20 protein-coding genes are annotated in these 21,514 nt (G+C 40.8%); 10 read left to right on the forward strand and 10 right to left on the reverse strand.

The features are described 5' to 3' along the window. The first annotated feature begins 161 nt into the window (after window positions 1-161). The 3 genes from GQS54_RS01060 to GQS54_RS01070 all read left to right on the forward strand — a co-directional run bounded on the left by GQS54_RS01060 (window position 162) and on the right by GQS54_RS01070 (window position 1,623). Window positions 162-413: a DUF465 domain-containing protein gene (locus GQS54_RS01060; RefSeq protein WP_166422156.1), complete on the forward strand. Its 252-nt coding sequence runs from the start codon at window positions 162-164 to the stop codon at window positions 411-413. 38 nt (window positions 414-451) lie between these two features. Further along, window positions 452-919, forward strand: coding sequence for a hypothetical protein (locus tag GQS54_RS01065; protein WP_166422157.1), 468 nt, complete (start codon window positions 452-454; stop codon window positions 917-919). Between the two features lie 68 nt (window positions 920-987). Then, complete coding sequence (locus tag GQS54_RS01070) at window positions 988-1,623, forward strand: DUF2238 domain-containing protein (RefSeq protein WP_166422158.1); 636 nt, start codon at window positions 988-990, stop codon at window positions 1,621-1,623. 173 nt (window positions 1,624-1,796) lie between these two features. Here the strand turns inward: GQS54_RS01070 and rnr are convergent, their stop codons facing one another. Together rnr and GQS54_RS01080 are read right to left on the reverse strand one after the other, a co-directional pair. Continuing rightward, window positions 1,797-4,022 (reverse strand): ribonuclease R, encoded by a 2,226-nt coding sequence (gene rnr, locus GQS54_RS01075; RefSeq protein WP_166422159.1) that lies wholly within the window; start codon window positions 4,020-4,022, stop codon window positions 1,797-1,799. 276 nt (window positions 4,023-4,298) lie between these two features. Then, window positions 4,299-4,508, reverse strand: a complete 210-nt coding sequence (locus GQS54_RS01080) for a cold-shock protein (protein WP_007103646.1) — start codon at window positions 4,506-4,508, stop codon at window positions 4,299-4,301. Between the two features lie 629 nt (window positions 4,509-5,137). Here GQS54_RS01080 and GQS54_RS01085 point away from each other — a divergent pair. Beyond that, window positions 5,138-6,385, forward strand: a complete 1,248-nt coding sequence (locus GQS54_RS01085; RefSeq protein ID WP_166422160.1) for an acyl-CoA dehydrogenase family protein — start codon at window positions 5,138-5,140, stop codon at window positions 6,383-6,385. 111 nt (window positions 6,386-6,496) lie between these two features. Beyond that, window positions 6,497-6,715, forward strand: a complete 219-nt coding sequence (locus GQS54_RS01090) for a hypothetical protein (RefSeq protein ID WP_166422161.1) — start codon at window positions 6,497-6,499, stop codon at window positions 6,713-6,715. Between the two features lie 374 nt (window positions 6,716-7,089). Here the strand turns inward: GQS54_RS01090 and GQS54_RS01095 are convergent, their stop codons facing one another. Further along, entirely contained in the window at window positions 7,090-7,755 is a 666-nt protein-coding gene (locus GQS54_RS01095; protein ID WP_166422162.1) for a platelet-activating factor acetylhydrolase IB subunit, read from the reverse strand. 222 nt (window positions 7,756-7,977) lie between these two features. Next, window positions 7,978-9,894, reverse strand: a complete 1,917-nt coding sequence (locus tag GQS54_RS01100) for a beta-ketoacyl synthase (RefSeq protein WP_166422163.1) — start codon at window positions 9,892-9,894, stop codon at window positions 7,978-7,980. A 175-nt stretch (window positions 9,895-10,069) separates the two neighbouring features. Between GQS54_RS01100 and GQS54_RS01105 the strand changes: the two genes are divergently transcribed. From GQS54_RS01105 to GQS54_RS01120, 4 genes are all read left to right on the forward strand, one after another. Continuing rightward, complete coding sequence (locus GQS54_RS01105) at window positions 10,070-11,026, forward strand: helix-turn-helix domain-containing protein (protein WP_240919790.1); 957 nt, start codon at window positions 10,070-10,072, stop codon at window positions 11,024-11,026. Window positions 11,027-11,308: 282 nt separating this feature from the next. Beyond that, the gene (locus tag GQS54_RS01110; RefSeq protein WP_166422425.1) at window positions 11,309-12,538 is read left to right on the forward strand and encodes a Xaa-Pro peptidase family protein; all 1,230 of its coding nucleotides are present in this window, start codon (window positions 11,309-11,311) and stop codon (window positions 12,536-12,538) included. A gap of 343 nt (window positions 12,539-12,881) precedes the next feature. After that, the gene (locus tag GQS54_RS01115) at window positions 12,882-13,859 is read left to right on the forward strand and encodes a DUF1852 domain-containing protein (RefSeq protein ID WP_166422426.1); all 978 of its coding nucleotides are present in this window, start codon (window positions 12,882-12,884) and stop codon (window positions 13,857-13,859) included. Window positions 13,860-13,933: 74 nt separating this feature from the next. Continuing rightward, complete coding sequence (locus GQS54_RS01120) at window positions 13,934-14,968, forward strand: methionine synthase (RefSeq protein WP_166422427.1); 1,035 nt, start codon at window positions 13,934-13,936, stop codon at window positions 14,966-14,968. A 278-nt stretch (window positions 14,969-15,246) separates the two neighbouring features. On the opposite strand, the gene GQS54_RS01125 is transcribed toward GQS54_RS01120, so the two are convergent. From GQS54_RS01125 to GQS54_RS01140, 4 genes are all read right to left on the reverse strand, one after another. Then, window positions 15,247-16,569, reverse strand: coding sequence for a type II toxin-antitoxin system HipA family toxin (locus GQS54_RS01125; protein ID WP_166422165.1), 1,323 nt, complete (start codon window positions 16,567-16,569; stop codon window positions 15,247-15,249). Next, the gene (locus GQS54_RS01130) at window positions 16,569-16,862 is read right to left on the reverse strand and encodes a helix-turn-helix domain-containing protein (protein WP_158768612.1); all 294 of its coding nucleotides are present in this window, start codon (window positions 16,860-16,862) and stop codon (window positions 16,569-16,571) included. The genes GQS54_RS01125 and GQS54_RS01130 overlap by 1 nt, the downstream gene beginning before the upstream one ends. A gap of 961 nt (window positions 16,863-17,823) precedes the next feature. Further along, window positions 17,824-18,117, reverse strand: coding sequence for a HigA family addiction module antitoxin (locus GQS54_RS01135; protein ID WP_166422166.1), 294 nt, complete (start codon window positions 18,115-18,117; stop codon window positions 17,824-17,826). Beyond that, window positions 18,117-18,395 (reverse strand): type II toxin-antitoxin system RelE/ParE family toxin, encoded by a 279-nt coding sequence (locus GQS54_RS01140; protein ID WP_166422167.1) that lies wholly within the window; start codon window positions 18,393-18,395, stop codon window positions 18,117-18,119. Before GQS54_RS01140 ends, GQS54_RS01135 begins: the two co-directional genes overlap by 1 nt. Before the next feature lie 441 nt (window positions 18,396-18,836). Here GQS54_RS01140 and GQS54_RS01145 point away from each other — a divergent pair, with 441 nt between their 5' ends. Next, window positions 18,837-19,148: a hypothetical protein gene (locus GQS54_RS01145; protein ID WP_166422168.1), complete on the forward strand. Its 312-nt coding sequence runs from the start codon at window positions 18,837-18,839 to the stop codon at window positions 19,146-19,148. Between the two features lie 25 nt (window positions 19,149-19,173). Here the strand turns inward: GQS54_RS01145 and GQS54_RS01150 are convergent, their stop codons facing one another. Together GQS54_RS01150 and GQS54_RS01155 are read right to left on the reverse strand one after the other, a co-directional pair. Further along, the gene (locus GQS54_RS01150) at window positions 19,174-20,442 is read right to left on the reverse strand and encodes a type II toxin-antitoxin system HipA family toxin (protein ID WP_166422169.1); all 1,269 of its coding nucleotides are present in this window, start codon (window positions 20,440-20,442) and stop codon (window positions 19,174-19,176) included. Then, the gene (locus GQS54_RS01155) at window positions 20,442-20,729 is read right to left on the reverse strand and encodes a helix-turn-helix transcriptional regulator (protein ID WP_166422170.1); all 288 of its coding nucleotides are present in this window, start codon (window positions 20,727-20,729) and stop codon (window positions 20,442-20,444) included. Before GQS54_RS01155 ends, GQS54_RS01150 begins: the two co-directional genes overlap by 1 nt. Between the last annotated feature and the right edge of the window lie 785 nt (window positions 20,730-21,514).

The raw sequence follows: 21,514 nt of genomic DNA on the forward strand, positions 1-21,514 counted from the left end.
ATATCCTTCATCCGTAATATTCCACTCTCCTATTGGCTCACGCTTAGCTGACGTAAACCACCCTCAATAAATATAGATGATAAAACAATGATGAGGATCAATACGCTTTACTTGCTACTGGCTAATATGAATCAAACCGCTAACAACTTAGAGATATCTTAATGGAACTAGAAAAACATTCACTGGTAAAAGATTTGCCAGAACATCACCATACCATCCGTCACCTTAAAATGAACGATGCTCACTTTGCAAAATTATTTGATAGTTATCATGAAGTTGAAAGTGAAGTCCGTGATTTGGAAAACCGTAATTCACCGGTTAAAGATGACTATATCGAATCACTCAAAGTTCGCCGAGTTCATCTTAAGGATGAATTATTGGGCATGATCCAAAAAACAGAAAAAGCCCTTTAGTCAGCTGTTTTGCGTGGTTTCAAAAGGAGCCAATACATATGAATAACTTAATAATAGTGGTAAGCAAAATCGCTTTCATTACGGCGATCAGCACGGTTGTTTTGCTAGGGTGTAGTAGTGAATTTAATTCATCATTGCGCAAAGTGACTTACCCCCCTGATTTCAAATATACCGAACAGGCGGATTTGAGTTCTGATATGAATCGATTGGCTCATCAGATGGCGTTACTCGATATTGCACTGGATAAGCCATCACCCCAAAGCAATAGCGAACCTGATGTTCAACGTGAACAGGTATTAAGCGCCCTAAAAAATATCGGCAAAATCGCATCGGGTTTAAAAGGCTCAGAAATGGGGGCAAACCACCCGTTTATGCAAGATTATATGCAAGACTTTGTCAGTCAAATTGATAAAGCACGAACGGCTGCATCACTACCGGAGCCACGCTACTACCTCGCTGGAAAAATTTCAGGTGGATGCACAAACTGCCATACGGTCAACAGATAACGTTATTTTTGTTAGCTAACACGTTGATATTAAATGCTTAACTTAAGCTTATAAGGTTGTTAGATAAAATGTTAAAAGGCAGCGATAAAACAACAGATTTGGGTTGGATGCTGCTTTTTACATTCGTGTTTACCGCTGTATGGGCCAACTCACTTATTGGTACCACCGATGTTGCCAATTGGCTTATTGAAAATACGCTGACGGTCATCTCGTTAGTATTTTTAATCATTACCTACAGAAAATACAAGTTCAGCAAGGTGAGTTATTTTTTGCTCTGTTTATTTTTATGTCTGCATGTCTATGGTTCAAAATACACCTATGCCGAGAATCCTTTAGGGTTTTATTTTCAGGATATTTTTCATTCGCCTAGAAACCAATACGATCGTCTCGTTCATTTTAGTTTCGGTTTTTTACTCTACTATCCAATGAAAGAGTGCTTTTCAGCATGGTTAAGATATCCACCGCGCATTGCCTTCTATTTACCCATCACCCTGATACTTTCAATCAGTGCTCTTTATGAAATTTTGGAATGGCTGGTTGCAGATATTTTCTTTCCTGCAGAAGGGGATTCGTATTTAGGCACGCAAGGGGATATATGGGATGCGCAAAAAGATATGGGCATTGCCTTTGTGGGATCATGCATAGCCGCTTTGCTTTTCTATCTCTACAGGTTATTCGGCCAGCAAAACATGAAAGAGCTGTAGCGAGCAAAAAAGAGCTATTATATCTGGTGATTTTGCGTTTTTGCACATTCAATCCAATCCAATCCAATCCAATCCAATCCAATCCAATCCAAGAATCCAAGGCCCACTTGCGAACTAATTTACTTGTTCAGTCGGCTCCAGGTTTATTTTAGTTGGGGGTACATGCATATCCTTTATACCATTACAAAGCTCATCTTACGGCTGCGTAAATCAACATTTTTCAAAACAACGCTTACGTGATCACCAATATGATAGGTATGCTGTTGGTTACTAATTTGCTGCTTATTGCCATCGAATGTGAACGTCTCACCTTTTAAGCTGGTAATATGTACTAAGCCTTCCGCGCCACTTTTTTCTAGTGTCACGAAGAAACCTGCATTGTTCATACCCGATATAGAGGCATCAAAATTCTCACCTATAAACGGTTGCATATATTTACACATCAGCGCACTTTCAACTTCTCGGCTAACAGTATCGGCCAAGCGCGATTGCCCAGAGCAATGACTACTTAGCAGCTCGACATCCTTTGCAGTATAAGGGTAAGCCGATTTACTTATGCTTTTACTGGCTAACGTTTCGAGTTTAAGTTGGCGCAAGACCCAGTTAAAGCCAGTGGCAGGTTTACTGCTGCGTAATTTTGCACGTATTGCTCGATGAGTTAATAAATCGGGGTAACGTCTTATGGGCGATGTGAAATGTGCATAGGCGTCGTAGGCTAAACCGAAATGCCCCTGATTAACGGGTGAGTACTCTGCCTGACTTTGTGAACGCAGTAACAATGTTTGGATCAGTTTCGCATCAGCTCTACAGCTCACTTTTTTAAGTAAGTCATTATAGTGGTGTGAGCTTGGGCTATCGCCGCCAGCAAGGGTTAAGCCCTTTTCAGTTAAAAATGCCCGTAATGCGGTGAGTTTTTTTAACTGTGGTCCAGCATGTACTCTAAATAAACTCGGAATTTTATGATGTTGTAAAAATTGCGCTGTAGCAACATTCGCACACAACATGAATTCTTCTATCATGCGATGAGCGTCGTTACGCTTAACCGGTGAAATGCTTGTTATATTCTTGTGTTTATTAAGCGTAAGGGCGAGTTCTCGTGTTTCAAACTCAATGGCCCCGCGCCGTTTACGCTGCTTACTCAACACCTGAAACAAGGCATGCAAATCGTTAATATGCGGCACAATTGCAGGGCTAACATCTGAAACGGTTTTGGCAAGCTTACTGTTGGGCTTAAACACCAGTGCATTGGCTTGATTGTATGTTAGGCGTGCATGAGACTGTATCAAGCCTTCGCTAAAATCGGCTTGGGTCACTAGACCTTTCGCGCTAATGATCATCTCACATACCATAACCAAGCGGTCTTCATGTGGATTTAACGAACATAGGCCATTGGACAATGTTTCGGGCAGCATAGGTACGACTTGATCAGGAAGATAGATAGATGTGGCGCGTTCTTGCGCTTCAATATCCAATACGTCGTTGGGTAACACATAATGCGACACATCCGCTATTGCCACTAATAAGCGCCAATCTCCAGCTTGATTTTTTTCACAATAAACCGCGTCGTCAAAGTCCTTCGCATCTGCACCATCAATGGTGACAAAAGGTAAACTGCGATAATCTGTGCGCTGTGTCTTGTCTGCTTGTGAGACCGCACTACCATGGGAATGAGCTTTATCAAGTAAGGTTTTGCCCCACTGGTCTGAAATACCGTGGCGATGAAGGGCTAATTTGCTTTCGATACCAGCATCAGTTGCATTACCTAATACGTCAACAATTTCAACTTGCGTCTCTTGACGAAAGTTAGGGTAGTGGGTAATTCTAGCATTCACATATTGACCGACTTTAGCTTGCTGCAATGAGCTTTGCTCAACGTTTATGTTTTGCGTAAGCTTAATGTCATCAGGCAGTAAAAAGTATCGCTTATCTTCACGCATAAGGGTACCCACGAGGTGGGTGGTATTACGTTGCAGTACTTTAAGTAAATTACTGTAAGCGCGTTTGGCGTTTTTCCCAGGCTCAATAAGCACTTGAACCACATCGCCATCAAACACATGGTTAAGTTGGCTTTTGGGTAAAAATAAATCTTTTTCAGTATCGCTATAGGTCACGAAACCAAAACCATCAGGGTGAATGCTAATAGTGCCGCTAACAAGGGATTCGGGATCTATTAATTGATAGCCCTTACGCTGAAATGACAGTTGACCATCACGTTCCATTGCACGTAAACGTCTTCTGAGGGCTTCTTTTTCTTGAGGAGAGTTTAATGCGAGTGCATCTGCTATTTGTTCGCGATTTAAGTGCTTTTTTAAACTACTAAAAAGACTAAGGATGAATTCGCGGCCAGGGATAGGGTTGTCGTAAATTTGTATAGGGGATAATTGTGCGGTTTGATTCAAATTAATAAAATTCTCTTTGAGCCGCCGATTGCTTGGTACTGGGTATTTTCAAATTAGGGATATAAAATTCTTAATGAAGGAAAAGGAATACGGGTAACAGCATAAGGCGGGATGACTCGGGTTATGAGTCGAAATATAAAGACGAGATGTTACTACTTAAGACTCGTTTTAAAAGGTATTCGATACGCGTTTTATATAAACGGCGTATTTGTTTCACTCATATTCATATATGAGCGAAACGATAGCGCAGCATTTAACTGCGCTGATTAACAAGGTCTAGATACAGACGATGTTTTCTGCTTGTGGGCCTTTTTGACCTTGAGTAACAGTAAACTCTACACGTTGGCCTTCAGCCAAAGTTTTAAAACCTTCGCTAACGATTGCACTGAAATGTGCGAAAACGTCAGGACCAGATTCTTGCTCGATAAAGCCAAAACCTTTATCTTCGTTAAACCATTTTACTGAACCAGTAGTTGTATTAGACATAATAGATATCCTAGAAATAATTAAAAAAGTGCGCCAAAAAAGTATGGCGATAAAGCATGTGAGGAAAACGATTATTTTACTGAGGATAACGCGAAGAATTACAAATAAACTAATATGACTAGAGTACTACTTAATAACTAACATCGTGGGATTCACAAAATAGGCTCTTCTCAAAGCTTGGGCACACCTTACTCCTAATTTATAGTGTTAGTCAAGCTATTAGCAAAACTAATATCGTTATAGCAATTGGTAATTGTTTTCAATTGCTCATCTCTTTTCTACAACAAATATCCTATAAAAATGTATGTTGGCCGTTCTCTCTTTTTGAAAAAAGCCTCGTTTATATTTAAATTCTCGTTTGCTCACATTTTGCACGGAGCTTGCTTAAATTGGTGTTTTAAAAAGTAACAGTGATACACCCCTATAATCCACTTTTATAAAGACGCTATAAAAAGACATTTTTTTTAAAAATATCAATAATTTCAGCTTCTTGTAGAGATTTTGTTGGCCATTTACACTTCATTTACATATTATATTTCGACTGATTTATTTGAAATCTAACCTTCAATATTTGTGTTATGAAGCGTCAGTAAAACACGTCAGGTTTCACTCAATTTTAAGGAACAATTATGTCGACTGAAGATTTAAATGATTTACGTATGTCCGAGGACGTGCGTCCACTTTACCTCGCGGTAAAGAAGCACATTGAAGAAAATGTTATTCCTATCCAAGAAGAATTTTATTCAATTGGTGAAAAACTCGCTGATCGCTGGAGCTACTCTGACCGTCAAATGGAATTGCTTGAAGGCGCTAAAACCAAAGCAAAAGAAGCGGGCTTGTGGAATTTCTTCTTGCCAGATGCTGAAACAGGGCAAGGTTTGTCTAACTTAGATTACGCATATATTGCCGTTGAACTTGGTAAAGCGCCGCTAGCATCTGAAACATTAAACTGTTCAGCACCTGACACCGGTAATATGGAAGTGTTAGAACGCGTAGGTACACCTGAGCAAAAAGAAAAATGGCTGGCACCACTATTAAAAGGTGAAATACGTTCTTGCTTTGGCATGACTGAACCTAATGTTGCCTCTTCTGATGCAAAAAATATTTCAACCTTGGCTGTTGAAGATGGTGACGACTGGGTTATTAATGGTGAGAAATATTATATTTCTGGTGCCGGTGACCCGCGTTGTAAAATTATGATCTGCATGGTTAAAAGCAGCCCCGATGCGCCAGCACACAAACAACAATCACAGATACTTGTGCCATTAGACACTCCAGGCGTCACAATTGTTGGCCCAATGCATGTCTTCGGACACGATCATGCGCCTCATGGACACATGCACATTAAACTTGAAGACGTGCGGGTGCCTAAAACTAATATGTTGTTAGGTGAAGGCCGTGGCTTTGAAATTTCTCAAGTTCGTTTAGGCCCAGGTCGTATTCACCATTGCATGCGTTCAATTGGCCAAGCGGAAGAAGCGTTGCAACTTGCCCTTGAGCGTTCAACGACAAGAGAAGCGTTTGGCAAAAAAATATATCAACTTGGTAAGAACGTTGAAGTTATCTCAAAGATGCGTATCGACATTGAAGCCATGCGTATGATGGTACTCAAAGCGGCTAAAGCCATGGATGTACTAGGTAACCAAGAAGCACGTATTTGGATACACATGATCAAAGCGATGGTGCCAGAGCGGGTTTGCGAAATTATTGATCAGTCTATGCAAATGCATGGTGCTACCGGTATTTCACAATGGTCGCCACTTTCTGCTATGTATGCAGGCCAGCGTACCTTGCGTTATGCAGATGGCCCTGATGAGGTTCATCATATGGTGGTGGGTCGTAATGAAGTACGTGAATACGAGCGAAACAAAAGTTAAGTAGACTATTATCGCGTAAGTATAAAATTAACAAGGGTCGACGTATTTGACCCTTGCTCTTTCCTATTTTAGAAGGTGCCAATTTTAGGATTTTACCTAAGGAGAGCCAAAATGAGTAAATATAGTATTGCAAAACAATGTATAGCGGATGCCTTTGCGGCAGCTGACCAAGAAAAGATTAATCACAGTGACGCACTAGAAGCACTGATCATCACGGCTATTGCTGAAATGACAGAAACTGCCGGCGCTACTCGTACTGCCGAAATTATTGACTATGAACTGCGAAATATCTCAGGCGTACTGGATAAAGACTTTCTAAGAGCTCGGTAGGCAAATTATTAAGAAATAAACAGGTTCAGAGACGCTGAAACTAAACCCTATTTATTGACATCGCCGCTAGCGGAATTTCCCATCGAAGACATGTCGCTGCTTCTATTTATTCGGGACGTGAACGTTCCCGTTAATATTGGCGGCTGTCAGATGCGTAGCTAAGTTCACTCAAGCTCATAAATTTAGTCTTCATCAGGCTCACTTTTTAGCATTTTCACATCATCTATATAGTAAGCATTTAGACCGGATGAATCATCCTGAGGCATGGCTCAATAACAAAACGAAGCGATTTTGATTCCGTTGATTCACGTATACATTTACGCTAGTTCTAACTATCTTAAGTCACTAAAGATAGCTGGTGATCAGACCCATGACTAACCCATTAACCTTGCTATAGTGCTTTGCATCGCATCAGCCCACACTTGATATTGCTCACTGGTTAAATGCAAAAAATCCGGCATAACGGTATTTAATACCAATCCATCTTCGGTTAAAAATGCTTGGCCTATGTTTAACCAAAATACGTTTTTGTTATCGGCAAAGTGTTGTACCAAATTATTCACCGCATTCACTTTTTTTCGCATAGGGGCATTTTTACTTTTACTACGCGGGAAGGTCGCTAACAACAGTATTTTACTATTAGGTAAACGTTTTCGAACTTCTTGTAAAATAACCCTAACCCCAGCAGTGGTATCTTCCGCTGTTTCAACTCTATGACCCGCGTTATTGGTGCCAATTAAGATCACTGTGAGTTTAGGTGACAGATTGTCGATTTCGCCGTTTTGTAAGCGCCATATCAAATGTTCGGTACAGTCCCCTGAATAACCCAGATTCAAGGGTTTTAGATGGGCGTAATATTTATGCCAAGTGGTTGCACCTGTATCTTCCCAAGCGTGGGTAATAGAGTCCCCCAAAAATAATAAATCCACATCATTATTTAATGCCTGCTTTTCAGCTAATTTTTGCTGATGGCGCTCCTGCCACCAAGCGTCATTCCGAGACACGGGCGTAATTGAGAGAGCGTTTTTCGAATCAGTCATTTTTTAGTTTTCCATGATTGTTAGGAGTGACTAGGGGAGGTAGGGATATTCATCGATGATAAACCAAGTTAACAGCGAACTTCTGATAAGAATCAAGTGGCTACAGGTTATCTATTTTTACATTGGATGTATGTATTCGCCTGTCTAAATTAAGCTCCTTTTAAAAAAATCCGGCTGAGTTAGCCGGATTCTTTTCTGTATCTTTTTATTTTTCTACTTATTCTAAATCATATCTTCAAATGGGTTTTTCATTCTTAAGTCGATAGGATTGGCGAATCCAGCAATCCGAATTTCTTGATCGGTCATTTGAATATCATCCTCTTCGATAAGATCCTGGCCAAAATGATAAATAGTATCAAAGTTGCCTTGGCTGGCAGATAGATCATAGGCCTTGGCTTTTTCGCGTACTTGTTCACGACGAGATTCATACGCCAAAATATCCTCAGTGCTATATCGCTTAGCGAGCATGGTATTGACAACGTGAGGTGATAATATCGTCGCAGTGGCATTGTTACCACCAAACCCTTTGGAGTTTAGAAAGGCGACATCAATATTCCCTGGACCTTTATCTATATCAGTTATTGAAATATTTAAGCGTTCAGCAAATACATCATCTGCTACCTTATCGATGGTTTTAATACCCGGTATAAATCCATGTTTAAACACCCCAAGACTCACTACTAACTGTTCGGCACTCGCCGGCGACAACGGATGACCCACATAGGCTTTTGCCGCAGTGACTGGCCAGTTATGAATATTAAAAATCTTTGCGACATCATGGAAAATACGAGATTCTGTGGTTCGGTTGGCAGGCGTACTTGAACCATGAGCTTGAATAAACGAACGCTCTCGAACAGACTCATCGCCCACAATCCCGCGAGCCGCAGATACGGCTTTAGCCATTGTGATGTAGTTACCTGGGCCGGGTGCTGATATGGATTTTTTATAACCGTCAGCATTAATGAATACATCGCTCACTGCGCCATGAATATCAGCCCCTAGCTCTAACGCCAATGCATCGTCCATTAACACCACGTATTGGGTTGATTCTGCGATAGTAAAACCACAATTTTCGCCAAAAGGACGACTGGCACGGCGGTGATCAACTGTTTCAGATTTGTCTAAACGTTTTAAATTGTCTTCGCTGGCCAGGGCGCCCATGGTGGCATAACCATCAATTATTTCTGGCAATATGGGGGCTTCGGCATTGCCAACGACTGCCACACGGCGCTTGCCATTTTTTATATCCTCAATGGCAGCACTGAGATTATAAAGGAAACTAGCACAGGCCCCAACAATTGCACTCGTATGACCGACATTACCTAGCACATAAGCATTCACAAAGTCAGCAGGCATAGTGTTCAAACCTAATGGGCACTGCTTAGTACTGACTCGGCCGCCCTTTAAGCGTGATTGCAACATGCCACCAAAACCGTTTTCATCCAGCTGCGACATGGCATTACTAGCGTATACGCCAATTTCGTCTGGTTTGACCGCATTGACGATGGTTTTCCATTCCATGCCTAGTGATCGAATGGCATCTGATGCACCCATAATTGCCATTTGCAAGGCGCGAGGATGAAAGCGAGCATTGTAGTGATCTTCGGGGTTAAATCCGCTGGGTAATTGCCCGGCCACTTTTACTGGGCATTCACGATAACTGTCTACTTTGAAATCGACTTCGCCGATAATTTCAACTTTCACTCTGTTTTTATCTATATCAGTTAACTGCCAATTTTTCGGCATTGGCTCAGGTAATTGCTTACGGGTCAATTCAAAACAAATGCCTGTTTTGTCTGTTGGCTGCATAGTGATGTTTTTCTGCCAATGCACAGCATTAACATCGAAGTGGCTTTTTTCGATTGTGCGAATGAGAGTCGAATTTAAAATTTGCTCTGAAAAACGTTCCACCACTTCTTCTGGCGTTAAGGTTTGTTGATTACCTTCAATCGCGTTATCAATAAAGAGACCGTTTTCGCAACGCACCAACTTCATCATTGTGGCCAAACCAAGCAGGGTTTCTTCTCGTTCACTCCCAGGCAAACTTTCTATCACCATTCGTTTATAAGCATGATGAAATGAACTGCGACCAGCGGCATTAAAACCACCAAATCCAACGATGACCGGTAATGAAGACATATTTAAGATACCCAATGTTTGAATACCCGCAGTTTACTGGCTAGGTTTAGGTTCTGGCAGGGTTATACTGGCCATAATACGTGGCGTTTTAGCCATTAATTCGTTATCTTTGGCCAATATCCGCAAACTGACTAACCGATTAGTGCATAAAATTACCTTTTTACTTTGCGATAATATGCTGGCTACTAGCGCGACTTTGCCTTTTGAAATGTTGCGTGCAGCCGAAAGTGCTGCTCGGGCAAAAGAAGGCAGCCAAGTGGAACCCGTGCTTATTCAAACAACGTCGATAGATAAACTGCCAATTAAAACCAGTATTGGTTTTTCATTGTTCCCCGATACCAAGCTCGAAGATGTAGGTGATAGCAATATTATTTACTTACCTGCTCTGTGGCGAAACCCTCGACCAATTGTCAAAAAACACCCTGAAATTTTAGAATGGTTACGTAAGGCTTATGAAAATGGTGCGATGCTCTCTGCAGTAGGCACAGGCTGTTGCTTCTTAGCTGAAGCAGGGTTACTAAATGATAAACCTGCTACCACTCACTGGCATTATTTTGATCAGTTTCAACGAGACTACCCAAGGGTCAAATTAAAACGTCAATACTTTATTACCCAAGCTAGCAATCTGTACTGCTCGGCTAGCGTGAATGCGATGGCCGATCTTACCGTGCATTTTGTTAAGCGACTCTACGGCGAAGCGATAGCCAGTGTTGTTGAGCGAAATTTTTCCCATGAAATTCGTCGCCCCTATGAAAACACCAGTTATTTTGAAGGCAGTACAAAACAGCACCCCGATGAGGAAATAGTACAAGCGCAAATTTGGTTACAAGACAATTATTACCGGCAGGTTAACCTGAGCGAGGTAGCGGGGCGTTTTGAAATGAGTGTACGCACATTTAACCGCCGCTTTAAAAATGCCACTGGGCAAACACCGATACAGTATTTGCAAAAAGTCCGTATTGAAATTGCCAAAGACTTATTACAAACAAGTAATCTCAACGTAAGTGAAGTAGCAGATAAAATTGGCTATCAAGATGTGGGATATTTTACGTCCCTGTTTGTGAAATTATTGGCCACCTCGCCTAGGGAATACAGGGCAACAGTCCGTGCAAAGTTATTTACTGCGGATTGAAAACAATTATGTTTTAAACGCTTTATAAATCCGCACGCTTTGATAAGCGAAGCGCATAAGGTTCGCGAAGCGAATTCCCCCACACGCAACGTGTAAAGTAGCAGCAGGCTAGAAATGAGCGAGTTAAAATAAATTCCAGGTTATATCGGCGCGGTGTTGGTAATGTCAGTGATATCATGGCTTTATTACATATTTAATAGGGTGCCTGACAATATATTTAGTCTGCATCCAAAAATAGGAGAAAAAATGACGACTCTTAATACCGGCTCTGTTACGAGCACTATTACAGGAACTGGCATTGGCACGCAAACACCAGAGCAAGCATTAGCCACATTGAGCGATATGACTCAAGACCTCGTGCCTATTAAGCCAGAAGAGCACCTAAAGCGTATGGCTATAGCGCAAGCATATATGCAAGCCCATAAGATCGACGCTATTTATCTCAACGCAGGTACCAACCTTACTTATTTTACTGGCATGAAATGGTATGCCAGTGAGCGCCTGGTAGGGGCCATTCTGCCAGCAAAAGGTGCTGTGCAATATATCGCGCCTCACTTTGAAATTGGCAGCCTAAACGGCTTTAAAGTCATAGATGGGCCAATACATGGCTGGCAAGAACATGAAAACCCTTATGGTTTATTTGTTGATGTCTTAAAACAATTGGAAATAGCTGATACCGCTAAAATAGGTATAGACGAAAGTGCGCAGTTTTTTATATTCGACGGTATTAATAAAGCTCAAACTGGCTTAACTCTCATCAATGCACAAGAGGTTACTGCCCATTGCAGAATGCATAAGTCTGATAATGAACTGGCGTTAATGCAAGGTGCTATGGATATGACACTGGCTGTGCATAAAGCCACCGCAAGTATGTTACGCCCAGGAATAAGCACCACAGAAGTGGAAGCCTTTATTGAGCAAGCACACCAAAAGGTCGGTGCGCCGGGTAATTATTTTTGTATTGTGCTTTTTGGGGCCGCGACTTCGTTCCCACACGGTGTTAAAGATCCGCAAATTCTCAAGGAGGGGGATGTCGTGTTAATCGACACCGGCTGCAAAGTACACGACTATATATCTGACATTACCCGAACGTATGTATTTGGTCAGCCAACGAGTCGGCAACGACAATTTTGGAACGATGAAAAAGCCGTACAACTCGCCGCTTTTAACGCTGCCCAAATTGATGTGCCATGCGAGGACGTTGATGCAGCGGCTCGTCAATACTTAGCCTCACAAGGTTTAGGCCCAGAGTACCAAACACCTGGTTGTCCACATCGTACCGGTCATGGCATTGGTTTAGATATTCACGAGTGGCCTTATTTAGTCGGCGGCAACAAAACCCCACTCGCCAAAGGCATGTGTTTTAGTAATGAACCTATGCTGGTTATACCCGACGAATTCGGTATTCGTTTAGAGGATCATTTTTATATGACCGACAATGGCCCACGTTGGTTTACACAACCAAGCGACAGTATTGATAACCCCTTTGGTTTGCACGAAGCTACCACGTAATAAATCACGTGTGCATAATCAGGGGGTATTAGTCGCGTAAGGCATAGTGTGCGAAGCATATGCTCTGGTAACTCTTTCTTAGCTGTTAAAGAAAGCGTTACTCGAGCCGCGCATAAAAAAAGCAAATAAAAACCCTGATGTCTCGATAATACGTACACTAATTATGAGTATTTCTCATGTATCAATGAGATTATATCAATTTTATTCATCTAACCTTCCGCGTATAAATCCTTTTCAGCACATCGCTTGAGGTCTTATGACCGTTGGTTCTTATTTAGGCCAAGTCAAAAAAGCGCAAAGAATAGATTTAGGTTGTTATACAGAAATTGGATACCAGAAGGTCATGAACACAGATTTTGCATTTACTATTAAGAATATATCCCTCGATGAAAACTATCATCCGTCAGACAGCACACGCGCTACCACCAACTTTGCAAATTTAGCCAGAGGCGAAAGTCGCCAACAGAATTTAAGCAACACACTGAAGATGATCGACAATAGTTTTAATGCCTTAGCGTATTGGGATAATCCCAAAGGCGAGCGTTATTCAGTAGAGCTTGAAATCATTTCTGTTGATTTGGATGTGGCAGGCAGTGGCGATACATTCCCTTCTATTGAGATATTGAAAACCAATATTGTTGATCACAAAACCAATGAGCGCATTGAAGGGATTGTAGGCAATAACTTTTCATCTTACGTGCGGGATTATGACTTTAGTATCTTGCTGGGCGAGCATAACAAGGGCCAAAGCCAGTTTAGCATTCCGGATAATTTTGGCGAATTGCATGGCAAGATCTTCAAATATTTTGTGAACTCAGATGCGTATAAACAGCATTTTAAAAAACTACCTGTTATCTGCCTAAGTGTGTCAGACAATAAAACCTATTATCGAACTGAAAATCAGCACCCTGTTTTGGGCTACGAATATCAGCCAAATGAGTCATCACTGACTGAACAATACTTCAAAAAAATGGGCTTACAGGTGCGTTACTTTATGCCGCCTAATAGTGTGGCCCCTTTGGCTTTCTTTTTCTTTGGCGATTTATTGAATGATTACAGCAATCTTGAGTTGATAAGCACCATCAGCACCATGGAAACCTTTCAAAAAATTTACCGACCTGAAATCTATAATGCCAATGCTGTGGCAGGACATTGCTATCAACCAAACTTAAATAACCTAGATCATTCGTTAACCCAAATTGTGTATGACAGAGAAGAGCGCAGCAAGTTGGCGTTTAAACAGGCCAAATTTACTGAGGAACACTTTATCAAGCCCTATCAAACTGTGCTTGAGCAGTGGTCTGCCAACTACGGGCTTTAATTAATTCAAACTACCTATACGCAAAAGGCTTAGCAGTATTTATTATGAAAACAGTTACTCGAAAATCAGCGACTATTACACCATTACTACCTACATCTACAGCAGGCAGCTTACCTAAGCCATCGTGGCTGGCAGAGCCTGAAGCGCTATGGTCACCTTGGAAACTGGACGGCCAAGCACTGATTGATGGTAAACACGATGCGTTACGTGTGTCATTACATGAACAACAACAAGCGGGTATAGATATTGTTAGTGATGGCGAACAAACACGCCAACACTTTGTTACCACCTTTATCGAGCATCTAACCGGTGTTGACTTTGAGAACCGTAAAACCGTTAAAATTCGCGACCGCTATGATGCCAGTGTACCCACGGTCGTTAGCGCTGTTTCCCGGCCCAAATCTGTGTTTGTAGAAGATGCCAAGCTGTTACGTCAGCAAACTGATCAGCCTATCAAATGGGCGCTGCCAGGCCCTATGACCATGATCGATACACTGTATGATGATCATTATCACAGTCGCGAAAAGCTGGCATGGGAATTTGCTAAAATTCTTAATCAAGAAGCCAAAGAATTAGAAGCCGCAGGCGTGGATATTATCCAATTTGATGAGCCTGCCTTTAATGTGTTTTTTGATGACGTTAACGAGTGGGGCATTGCGTGTTTAGAGCGCGCCATTGAAGGTCTTAAGTGTGAAACGGCTGTGCATATTTGCTATGGCTATGGCATCAAAGCCAACACAGATTGGAAAAAGACTCTGGGCTCAGAATGGCGACAATATGAACAAGCCTTTCCCAAATTGCAAAAATCGAATATCGATATCATCTCCCTGGAATGCCACAACTCTCACGTGCCTATTGAGTTACTTGAACTGATCAGAGGTAAAAAAGTGATGGTAGGGGCCATTGATGTGGCAACTAATACCATAGAAACCCCAGAAGAAGTCGCCAATACCTTGCGAGAAGCACTCAAGTACGTTGATGCCGACAAGCTCTACCCATGCACCAACTGCGGCATGGCTCCTTTATCTCGTGATGTAGCAAGAGCCAAACTAAGCGCGTTAAGTGCCGGGGCGGCAATCATCCGACAAGAGCTGACCCTCACCACTTAGCGCCAACTGAGGAAAAGTGTCTGTATATTGATAAAAACAAAAAAAGTCCGAATATTGCTATTCGGGCTTTTCAATTTAAAAGGGATATTTTGAGTGGAATATCATCTATCGTTTTGCAATATGCTACTTATGTTAGACTTATCTTATTGTTTTTATTTATTATTTTAACTTTTTTGATAATAGGCACCCAAAAATACACCCCTAGTGTTTAAATGCTGCTATTTTCAATACGATACTTCGCATAACATTAAATCCAGCACAGCAAATTAATTGGGTTTTTATTGAGTTTTGTAATCAGCAAGTCGTTTAGCTCTGTTTTTCATGCCTTTAAATATTGCGTTTTTTATGTGCACTGGGAAATCTCTTTTTAGCTGCCGTTCAACCCGAGTAGTTACCGAGTCTAGATCATTAACTACCTGAGTCATTATATTCACCATCATTTCAATATCGAAGCCGACATCTTTGGCAGTATCTAAGAAGTGCCTTGGAAAGATATCATTTATCAGGTATTTCTTTCCTTTTGTCGCCTTTAGCCCCATCGCTAGCTTTGCGTCTCGAATATTCAATCCTCTTCCACCCATGACAGGATAGACCGATAAAATGTCGTAAAATGGGGTAAGAAAATACGCTCCACCAGCGTGAATATGAAGAGAGAAGTTCTTTGCATGCCCATCTGTCGCAGCCAACAACCAAAATAGTAGCTGCGACTTCATAAAATTAAATCGATCTTTTTGCGAATTCATAGAGCCAAGCAGATAATCCATAATTTTCTTAATACTCGGACCACCGTGACTTTCATATTTTTTTGCCGATGGAACATTTAAAGTTTGGCAAAAATCTTCTTGTGGCAATCGCATGATCCACTCGCCATCTGAAGAACGTTTTCGGTCGAAGCGCTCAACAGCAAGTGCCCTTATATCTCCAACTTTGATAATTGAACATTGTGGAACATCCAATCCAAACTCTCTCACAATCATCATGCACAAATATTCATTTTCAACACTGTCGGACATATCAATAATATGTGAATGAGTCTTTATTTCACCGATTGGTAGTTTCATAATATGTGTAGTTGGCGTGTTTTTTAGAGGTAAATGCCACTGTCCTTGTAGATTTAATAACGCTGTTTTCTCCTGAGCACCTGCTAGTGAAATCCTGAAGTCCTCTTCTTCTTTTAACATACCTAATGGCATATCAGACTCATAGCCTTTTAGAATTTTTTCTAAAGCCTTGTTTGACAGTGGCTTACTTTCTATCTTCTTTACATCGGGAGCGGGTTGTTTGTGTGGTATTAACTGCAAAGCGCCAACGCTGTCTTGACCTATTTTTTCCAGTAAATCAAATGCTTGTGTAGATTGCGCATCATGACGAGCAACAATTTTATTTCTTATTTCAATAGTATCGGGTAATAAATTATCAAAGAAATTATAGACATCAGTCCCCCTATATTGTTTGCGTTGCAATGGCATAGAAAGTGATATTGGGCGACTTCCGGGGGTTTCTAGCCACTTGAGTCCATATTTAAACATATGAGATCCGTTTGCCGACTTAGTGAACTCCCCTATTAAATAGCCATTCATATAAACATCTAGAATAGCCATTACCATTCTTCCTTCCATTTGCTATCACTTGTATTAATGCTTGCCGCACAGCTGTTACCTTGCTGTTGTTCTGACAGTGTTGAGTTCCTTACTTTAACTTCTAATTCAAGATTTAAAGCAGATAGAATCTTAAATAAGGTGTTTAATTTAGTAGAATCAGGGTTTAGCTCAAAACTTGAAATGGTGTCCTGACGAATACCCACTTTTTTTGCAGTGTCTGTTTGAGATTGCTTTTGATTTAGACGAATATCCTTTATATATGCACTAAGCTGCTTTGAATTTGTCACCTTCATAATTATTTACCTTTAGCATTTTACTCAATTAACTTACTTTACACGCCATAGCCGGTAAAGCAATATTTACCTGTTATAGCAGTTAAGATTGATTTTACACGCTATAGGCGTTTAATTGATGTGTACACGGTCTGGCGTGTAAAATGGAGATTAAGGTTTATTAATTGTATGTTAGCTAGCATTGATTACTTAGTCCCGATGACACCCCGCTCCCCAATAACCACCCACACGAAGGGGACTAATCCCAAAACAAAAGGTTTGTAGGTTCTTATGTAGCTCTGTAGCCCTGAATATTTATCAACAGCGCGGCGGCTGCACCACACAAAAATAAACGATATACAAAACCGGAGACGTAGTGACAAATTTATCGGAAATAAATTTGAACCGCTTTAGCTGGCTTCGAAGAAGTGAACGACATGGATGTTGTGAATAAAATAAGGCGTATCGATTAACCTAATTTGACTTTTTCGAGGCTGAGGCATGATTCGTCTACCTGATAAAGTGAGACACAGATCAAGCTTAGGTCAGGCTTTCAAATGAAGCATTTTTATGACGGTGTCTATGTAATTCTTAAGGTACTTTAGAGGTACTTGGGCAATTACCGCATACCGTGGATTACATTACCGATGTAAACGACAACCCGATTCAAATGACTCTTAGAGTGGCGGCAAGAAAAGACGTGGTAGAGCTATCAATAGAGTAGGTGGCTGGGCTAGTCATTAGCTAGCTGTATTTCACGTATAAACAAGAAATTCTTCAAAATGAGGGGCTTCTTTTACATTTAGCTGTTTATACAAATACCTATCAAGCCGTTAAACCTGCGCAGCTTAAAACTTCCGCGTTTACAATCCCGCAAGCTCCAGCACACCATCGACAAAGGCTTTGTGGTAAGCATTTTTATCATGGGGGTCTACGTAATTTGTGTCCATGTAATTATTCTCGGAGCCAGACAATGCGATTGTTAAGCGGCATGCAGGTCTATGGGCTGAACGTTATCTAGATTGATATTTTGCTTAGCTTGCCAAAGCTCATAGTTATCTTGCATGCTAAGCCAACTCTCAGAGCTTCGACCCAGTACCTTAGATAGTCGCAGTGCCATTTCAGGCGATACTGCGCTTTTACCTTTTACCACACGATTAAGCGTAGAAGCTGCAACGCCAAGATGCCTAGCAAGTGTTCTGCAACTGATGCCATATGGTTCCATATAGATGGATTCAATAAACTCACCAGGATGGGGTGGGTTAAGCATATTCATTAGTGATAATCCTCGTAATTTAAGATGTAAGCATTACCGGCCTTGAACTCGAACGTCACTCTCCAATTACCCTTAACTGATATAGACCAAATGTTGGCCCTTTCACCTTTCAGTTGGCGAAGTGAAAAGCTAGGAAGATTAACGTCATCTATGTCTTGTGCGGTATGGACAGCAGCTAACTGCATACGAAGTTTCTTCGCGTGCTTTGCTTGAACGCCTGATGTTTTCCTTTTCTCGAAAAACGACTTCAGACCTTTGTGTTTAAATGACTTAATCATCAGTCGGGTGTAGCGTATTGCGCAACACGCTTCAACTTCATGGGGGTATTACAAGAGGCCATAACTAGCGTTATTTTAAATTGTTTTCAATTCTTAGATATTTAAACTGATATTAACCAACTCTGAGCTAACTTTTAGACTATAAGCTGAGCGAATACTTTGACAGCATCGTCGCTGCTTTATATTTTCAGCGGCACCGCCCTGATAATTACTGTTAATGGCTAGCCACATACTGCTTAATTCGACTCTGACCCCTATTATTCCTGCTTAATTCGACTCTGACCCCTATTATTCGAGACCGGGCTTTTACTGGCTGTATTAATAGACGAAGGAGAAAAAGCGCAGCAAATTGGCGAGCAAATAATTGCTAAGCGCAAACAAAATGATGCTCGTATTATCTACCGTCTAATTGAAATGTACGTTGATCATCCAATGGAATTTATGAACAAGTCCTGTTGGCGTCAGGCACTTGCAGCATCTACTGCGTCTTCAAACAAAAAGTTTACCCAAGAATATCAAAAGGTAGAACAGCATTTACAGAGCCTGCTTATTGACCTAATGCACAGACTCTATGAAGAGCAAGTTTTCATCCCACAGGTAGACCCTCAATCACTGGGCGAAGTTCTTTGGAACAACGTCGACCAGATGTTCACGGACTTTATTTCTGACGAAGAGATGTCCCTTGATACACTGAAAAAGGCACTGAACAGACAAACGGCAGCCCTCATGACATTGGCTTTGAAACAGGATTAACATTCAAATACCTGCACCGTTAATTTTATTCAATACGAAAGTCATGATGTAAATTTTGCCAGTGTGCTTTCAACGTTTGCTGATGTAATTCATCCATAGGCAATTCAGTTAACAATTTCAACCAATTGCCTCTGGAAAGCTCTAGAGTGTCTTCAAGATGAACTTTTATTGCTTGCCAAGGTGCACCAATCCGTTTCGCCCACGCTTCAAATGACGCCATGTCCGCTTGATACCAATTTTTGCTTTTTGCCATATTGAGTGCGAACTCTTGCTCCCCTTCTACGTAGGGTAGTGTTGATACAATATCATAAGCTGGTGACAACATAGGTCTGTTACTATCTGGATATATTAATGACCAATTTTTTAAATGGGCATCACCATTCGCCAATAGAATATTTACTAATAACCGTCTTGCCATTTGCTGTACATCTTTCAAACCTTGTGAGCCAAATTGGTAGAGTGCATTAGCTATTTGCTCGTAATTAAACTTTTGATATTTCTCATGAGAGTACACTTGGAACACTTGGGCAAAGTCTTCAGTATGAACTCGTTGGCCTTCTTGTCGATCAAACCGCTTGATAGCATAAGCGTGGACTTCGTTAGGAAGCTGAATATCAGGCAGGTTATCCAATTGAATCAGTTCAACCAACTTGATTTCAGGAATATCAACCCCCACAAACTCAGCTAATCTCATGGCTGTGTACTCATTGTAAGGAACATACTTATGTATAGTAGAGGGTGTTTTGATGATCCAACTATTACTGTTTGCATCTTGACCAATATTATATCGACCATCTCCGTTCTTCACTGAAGAAAACTTCATTTGTACGCCTGCCAAGGAAAACTTACCTTGGCTGAGTTCAACATCTACTTGAACAGCTTCAACTTGTTCTCGGTGATCAAGTGCCCATTTCGGCACATTGCCAGCAGATATAGGTGCAGCCAGCAAAGCTCCAGGTAAGTTCTTGCCCATATGGACCATTAAAGGAAATTCATTATCAATGTGTACTTTAAGAGAGTGAGCCATCCAATCACGTAGCGCACCTTCTGGCAGTAAATTTGAAAATACTGGAGCTAGTTTCTGAGAACTTATCAATGGTTGTAATAAGTATTGCTCATTTGCTAATTGTGTCATCGTAAAGGTTTGACGTTCAGTCTTTGCCAACGCCACATAATCAGGAGAAAAGACAAAAATATTTTTCCCGCCAGAATAATGAGTAAGCACCCCAATATCTTGCCCGTTGAGTGATAGCCTAAGTCCTTCAACACTTTCCATTCTTTTCTTAGCTGTCATTACTCATCCTCAAGGTGCTTATGTTTACTCGACCAAAAATTATCACCTATCAAAAGTGACTCAACATGCTGACTTTGTGTAGTTTGGTCAGGATCAATTATTAATAATTCAAGCCCTAGCCCCTCTAATATACGCAGCAAGGTAGAAACTTTTAAGTCCTGACCTGATTCGATGCGTTGATATTGTTGTTGTGACATACCAATAAGCATGCGCATATCTTTTTGCGAGAGTTTTCTCTTTTTGCGTTCTGCAATGAGTAATTCAGCAAGTGCTTCAACTGTCTTCATAAAAACAACTCAAATGATGTATAAAGCACAAAAATACAACGTTTATATTGTAAAAACAAGTAAAACAAGTAAAACAAGTAAAACAAGTAAAACAAGTAAAACAACAATAAAGTTGTAAATACAATAATAAAACAACTTACATGTTGTTTTATTGTGCTTATTCTCTCAACCTAATAAGTTACATTTTTCACACGTTCAATCTGGTTAGCTATCAAATTAAAGTAATAAATCTAAGGCGGAAAGTGCCCCATAGTGAGATAGAAAGTTAATTTTTCATGCCTACAATTCCTAACGCTCGAATGTCCGCTTTCGGAGTTTTTAATCAAATTTGAGTATTGATTTTTCAAGTTTTAAAATTGGGATTTATAAAAAACTTATTATCTAATTTAGGGCTGCATTATCGGATCACTTGTAAATATGTAGGCCAAGGCTAATGTCCGGTTTCGTATCAAAGTGACCTAAAAACGCCTTCAAAATTGCGCTTTGCTAATGACAGCTAAAGGTCGATTTTTGCCAATCTGCTAAGGACAAAAATTCCGACATTATGACATAAGAGAGTGAATAATCTAAGGCTGTTCATAGCTATATATTGATGCTGGTTAGAGATAGTCCTTTGGCTCAAAACAAACCAACACCGACGTTGCATCAGTTATGTGACCCCACAGGTTCCTGATACTATGGAGTCTTATTAATCAAGTAACTTGCACCCAAAACTTTCATTTGGGTGTCTTCGATAAATTTCCTCAAAGACAACAATGTTTACCCTATGGTAAAGTTTCAAAATA

Origin of the sequence: Paraglaciecola sp. 20A4, assembly GCF_011378905.1 — a bacterium.
Classification (GTDB): Bacteria; Pseudomonadota; Gammaproteobacteria; order Enterobacterales; family Alteromonadaceae; genus Paraglaciecola.